General features: G+C 46.0%; 6 protein-coding genes. 3 read left to right on the forward strand and 3 right to left on the reverse strand.

Annotated elements, in window-relative coordinates; all coding sequences use genetic code 11:
• Positions 1 to 510, reverse strand: a 510-nt coding sequence (locus AC1DUA_RS20960) for an ABC transporter transmembrane domain-containing protein (RefSeq protein WP_477501618.1), incomplete at its 3' end; no start/stop codon positions are given.
• Positions 511 to 635: 125 nt separating this feature from the next.
• Between AC1DUA_RS20960 and AC1DUA_RS20965 the strand changes: the two genes are divergently transcribed.
• Positions 636 to 839, forward strand: a complete 204-nt coding sequence (locus tag AC1DUA_RS20965; protein WP_161408336.1) for a YrzA family protein — start codon at positions 636 to 638, stop codon at positions 837 to 839.
• Between the two features lie 53 nt (positions 840 to 892).
• Here the strand turns inward: AC1DUA_RS20965 and AC1DUA_RS20970 are convergent, their stop codons facing one another.
• Together AC1DUA_RS20970 and AC1DUA_RS20975 are read right to left on the reverse strand one after the other, a co-directional pair.
• Complete coding sequence (locus tag AC1DUA_RS20970; protein WP_477501619.1) at positions 893 to 1852, reverse strand: acetylxylan esterase; 960 nt, start codon at positions 1850 to 1852, stop codon at positions 893 to 895.
• An 18-nt stretch (positions 1853 to 1870) separates the two neighbouring features.
• On the reverse strand, positions 1871 to 3541 hold the full coding sequence (locus tag AC1DUA_RS20975) for a hypothetical protein (protein WP_477501620.1): 1671 nt from the start codon (positions 3539 to 3541) through the stop codon (positions 1871 to 1873).
• Between the two features lie 234 nt (positions 3542 to 3775).
• Here AC1DUA_RS20975 and AC1DUA_RS20980 point away from each other — a divergent pair, with 234 nt between their 5' ends.
• Entirely contained in the window at positions 3776 to 4804 is a 1029-nt protein-coding gene (locus tag AC1DUA_RS20980) for a methionine ABC transporter ATP-binding protein (protein ID WP_477501622.1), read from the forward strand.
• Positions 4801 to 5463 carry a methionine ABC transporter permease gene (locus AC1DUA_RS20985; RefSeq protein WP_477501621.1) on the forward strand — a complete coding sequence of 221 codons (663 nt, stop codon included), beginning with the start codon at positions 4801 to 4803 and terminating at the stop codon, positions 5461 to 5463. Before AC1DUA_RS20980 ends, AC1DUA_RS20985 begins: the two co-directional genes overlap by 4 nt.
• Positions 5464 to 5586 lie beyond the last annotated feature (123 nt).

Raw genomic sequence — 5586 nt, forward strand, 5'->3', positions numbered from 1 at the left:
GGTCACAACAACAGCGATAATTAAAATTGCCGAGTTCACAATCTGGTTAATCCCCATAGAAATGGATTCCCGGATGACAGTCACATCGTTCATCACATAACTCAGCAGCTTGCCGACACCGTTTTTGGAGTAAAAAGTAGCTCCCAGCTGTGTAAAATGATCAAACAATCGGTTTCTAGCGACAAACTCGAATCGTCTTCCGTTTCGCATAATCAAATACTGCCCTATTGCTGTCAAAACACCGAATGTAATACCTATCATCAGGAGTTGCTCGCTGTAGGTCACAATTAAATCTCTACTCAAGCCCCCTACCTTAAGCTGATCCGTAAATTTGCCTAGCAGCTTAGGGTAATACGAATATACAATGTTGCCTACGGAGATCGACAATGCGGCTGCGATGTACAACGGCCATTTCAGCTTCAGGAAATCAATTAATAACCTTGTTGACTTCAAAACGACATCACTTCCTAATACTTGTTGTCTGGAATAATAAGTATTCCGAAGGAACATTTGTATCCTCTTAGGCGTCCCACTACAGTATACGCCTATTCAAAGCCACTTCCTATATCAGATATTGACGTTATAATAGAGAAGTCATCTAATTTTCACATATGTTGCTTAGGAGGATTACGGATATGGATTTTATATTGGACCGTATTGATAATAAAATTGAGTTCTTTCAGGCTTATGACTTGCGAACGCTGGAAAAGCAAATTAATGTACAAGTCGATAATAACAAAGCGCTATTATTGAGTGTTTTCGCCGTTCAACATCACACCACATTCGACCCAAATGCAGGGAAAATGCTCTACAGTGCGGTTGTACATTTCAAATCCTGATAGATATTAAAAAATGACTTCCCATCCTATCGATGGGAGAGTCATTTTTTGCATTATAAGCCCAGCATGAACTGGAGCGTCTTGTCATTAAAGCCCGGAAGTCCTTCATGTCCGAAATCCGGATACAACTCGTAGCTTTTTGGGGATTTGATTTTGTTGTAGGCAGCGAATTGCGTTGAAGGCGGGCATACGGTGTCAGATAAGCCCACAGCCATCATGACTTCCCCTTGAATCCGCTCCGCTAGATTTTGAATATCGATGTACCCTAACTTGGTGAAAACTTCCTCTTCACGCTTGTGCTGCGGATCATGGCGGCGGAAAAAGTCCTTGAGCTCTTGATAGGCATCCTTCGCCAGATCCATTTCCCATACGCGTTTGTAGTCGCTAAGGAAAGGATATAAGGGCGCCAAACGCTTAATACGCGGCTCCAATGCGGCACAAGCAATCGTCAGAGCTCCGCCTTGGGAACCTCCCATGGCGCCTACTCGCTGTGCATCTACCTCCGGCATGCTCATTGCAATACCAGCTAGCTGCGCCGTATCCAGAAAAATATCCCTATATAGCAGCTGATCAGGATGATCGTCTAGACCACGAACGATATGACCTCTTAGCGTAGTCCCTTTCATGCCCCCTACATCTTCGGACAAGCCACCTTGCCCACGGCAATCCATGGAGAAGAACGAGTACCCTAAGGCAGCATATTGAACTTTATCCGACCAGTCGCCGGAATTACCTGAATAGCCATGAAATTGTACGATTGCTGGATGAGGAGCGGATGAGTGCTTAGGACGAATATATTTGGCATAGATACGTGCGCCCTTCACGCCTGTGAAATAGAGATCTAAGCATTCAGCGAATGGTACTTGAAAATCACTAGGACGCAGCTCGATTTGTGGATCAACGGCTTTCATTTCAGCAAGTGCCCGTTCCCAATATGCATCAAAATCTTCAGGTCGAGGATTGCGTCCCTCATAAGCGAGCAACTTCTCTAATGGCATATCCACTAATGGCATGATAACTCCTCTTTTCTTTTATTTTAAAGGGGCTTTGAACGCAGCGAAATCAACAGCTTGACCATTTACCAGTCTGCCGAGTTCGCGGTCAGAGCCGCTTTTGAAAACAAGTACATCATCATTTAGCGTTGTGTAAGTCAATATGGCACTGCCATCTGCAGACTGAGCATGCTCCGGGTGTTTGTGTTTCATCGTGTCTGCGAATTGACGTAGGTCGGCAATCCCTTTTTTCATCGCATCATGTTTGTCGATACATTCAATAACAACGGCATTATTGCTGCCACTGCTCGTAATAATGGAACGGTCGGCACGCTCTTCTCGTTCATACGACTGCTGGACATAGACAGCCATGTACGCATTACCACAAATGCCAAACAAAACATGCTCATCTTCCACCCATTCTCCTGCTGGCAAGCAGCCAATAATTTGATTTTGGTGGTTTTCAGGGATTTGATAATGAGCAATAACGGTGTTCTGGTGAAAAAACACTTCTGAAAATTCGCTTTGATGCCGCAAATCTCCTCCTTTATTTCCAGGAGCTGGATGGAAAAAATAGGCATGATTGACTCCTCGCACCGCATCCAGCGGCAGCGATACATCCCACCGATGTTGTTCGTTGTCAAATTCAAGCAAACGCTCGTAAATACCGCCTACCGCAAAACTTTCTGAGATATATGCATAGCTGTGCAGTACATCCTCATCATTGGCAGCCGTTCCTGCCTGTTTGGGAATTCGGAATTTCACTTCAACTGGAGCCTTACGATGCAAGGCGAGCTCACGCGCATCGGCAGGAGCTTCATACGCAAGAAAACCTGCAAATTCAGTTCGCGGCATTTCCTCAGGCAGCATAAAATCCCCGTACTGCACATAATCATGCAGAACATTCGTATCCCTGGGCATATCGTGAGGCCAAATTCTGGAGTGCGGTCCCACCCATGTACCTCCCAGATAATACGTCGAACGAACGCGCCATAAATAATCCAGCATTTGAGCTAGCTGATCCTTCCGTTCTTGATCCTTCATTAGCTGCCACGCGCACGTAAATGCCTGTACCCAATGCCAGAACCACGGCAGCCCCCCATACTCAGACATGCCCATTGAGGTAATCCGGTGGAGCGTAAGACGTAAGCTCGTGATGCCATCTTCCAGCAGATCTTTATCATCATAACGCTGCCCAAAAATGAGTTTGGCCGCCGTGTATTTGGCTTCGTGATGGTTATAATGTTCAACCTTTTTGCGGTAGAAGCTGCTTTTATAGATATGCTGAAGCGATTCCTCGAAATTGCTTCGCAAAGGCTCACTAAGAACGTCCGTGTATCGATCATAAAAATAAACCATTAAACTTCCCATCAATTCCACTGGCAGTGTGTTTTTAGGAGCTTCCTGCGGCGTTGGTTTTAAATTTAACGGCCAATGGCCATACGTTGGGCTTTGCGCATCCTGATCCTGCAAGTCAAGTAAACGCTGAAGAATGGCTTCTGCTTTGGTTTTCGCCATTTGGCGGTCTCCGTCAAAGGCAATCTCTTGTACCTGAGAAGCGGCAAATAAGTAGGAAGCATAATAGAAATTATCTCTAACGTCTTGATGAAATAAGAAGCCGCTGTCTAGTACAGGCAGTTGATAGGCCACTGCGGCAATCTTTGATTTGATTTCGTTTAACCTTTGTTGCAAATTCGTCAAATTTGTCATCCCCTTGAGTCCTTCATCAAAGATAGCGTTTTATCTGTGTAATAAAGCGCTGTCTTTCTTAGTTGAAACGTTTAACTTCAGTTTATATGCAAATATATGCATCGTCAATGCACAGCGAAACATTCATTTTTCATATTTTGGCTGTTGCTTCCCTTTACATTTTCTTATAAAATGATCTACCGTTGGTCAAAAAATATAAACATTATTATTTGCTTGGGATAGGAGGTATTCATCCTGATTCATATCGAGAACTTACAAAAAGTGTACGAGGATATACCGGGACGTGTACCGGCCATCCAGCAGATCCATTTACATATCGATCGCGGAGAAATCTTTGGCATCATTGGACACTCCGGCGCAGGGAAAAGCACCTTGCTGCGATGTGTAAATTTACTTGAACGTCCATCTTCAGGAAGCATCACAATTGATGGTGAAGACATGACAAGTTTAAATGCCAAACAACTGCAAGTAAAGCGCCGCAAGATCGGCATGATTTTTCAACATTTCAATCTGCTCTCCTCCTCTACGGTTGCCGATAATATCGCCTTCCCACTGAAACTCGCCGGCATGGGACAATCGGAGATAACAGCACGGATCAAAGAGCTGCTTGAATTGGTAGGACTGCAAGACCATGCCGGCAAATATCCGAGCCAACTCTCAGGTGGACAGAAGCAGCGTGTTGGCATTGCCAGAGCACTGGCTAACCATCCAGACATTCTGCTCTGTGACGAAGCCACTTCTGCACTCGATCCGCAGACGACGAATGCGATTCTTGCCCTGCTGCTCGATATTAATCGGAAGCTTGGCATTACCATCTTGCTGATTACGCATGAAATGCAAGTGATTCGCGCGATCTGTGACCGCGTTGCTGTCATGGAGAATGGTTTAATCGTCGAAACCGGGAAAGTGCTTGATGTTTTCCTTCAACCACAGCATCCGGTAACGAAGGATTTCGTTGGACAAGTTGCTGATTTCGCGGCCAGCGTGACGGATGACGGAACAAACGTGAACTCAGGAAATACGCAAGGAACGGTTATTCGAATTACGTATATCGGAGCCAAAACGTATGAACCGATTCTCTTCGAAACGGTCAAGTCGACGAATGTGACCTTTGCCATATTGCAGGGCACCATTTCTTCTATGAAAGGTGTGCCGTACGGTCAGCTGGTCGTGCAATTATCTGGCGCTCCTCATGAGGAAATAGATACTGTTATTGCTAAATTGAAGCAAGAAGGAATGGATGTGGAGGTGATTACCCCATGAATATGACCTGGGAGATTAACTGGGCTGAGATTGCAAAAGCAACCGGCGATACACTTGTCATGTTGGGGTGGTCACTCTTATTCACCATCATTATCGGTTTAGCCCTTGGCATTATTTTATTCCTTACTTCCAAAGGACAGTTGTTGCAAAATGTTCCGCTATATGGCGTGCTCTCATTAGTTGTGAACATCCTGCGCTCCGTGCCGTTCGTCATTCTCATGATATCGGTGTTTCCGATCACGAAAGTACTCGTGCACACCACCATCGGCGTGAAAGGCGCGATCCCGCCGCTCGTTATCGCCGCTGCGCCATTCCTGGCGCGGCTGGTCGAATCCGCGCTGCGTGAGATCGAGAGCGGCGTTATTGAAGCCGCTCAGTCGATGGGCGCCACGCCGTGGCAAATCGTTTGGCGCGTTCTGCTGCCGGAAGCGCGCTCAGGCTTAATCTCAGCCGTTACCGTAACGGCTGTTGCACTGCTCTCCTACTCCGCCATGTCAGGTGTCGTAGGTGGAGGCGGGCTCGGCGATCTTGCGCTCCGCTACGGCTATATGCGTTTCCGTACGGATATTATGATCGTCACTGTTGTTATACTTGTCCTTTTCGTTCAACTTTTACAAATGCTTGGTGATCGGATGGTCGCCAAATACAACCGCAAATAAGACATCATCGATTATTGGAGGTCATTTTATCATGAAAAAACTTTCTGTTTCACTGGTTGCTCTATTCTTCGTGTTGGCGCTTGCTGCTTGCGGACAAAAACCGACTGAGAACCAAGCTAGCAC

The organism is Paenibacillus sp. 01T422 (assembly GCF_056398785.1).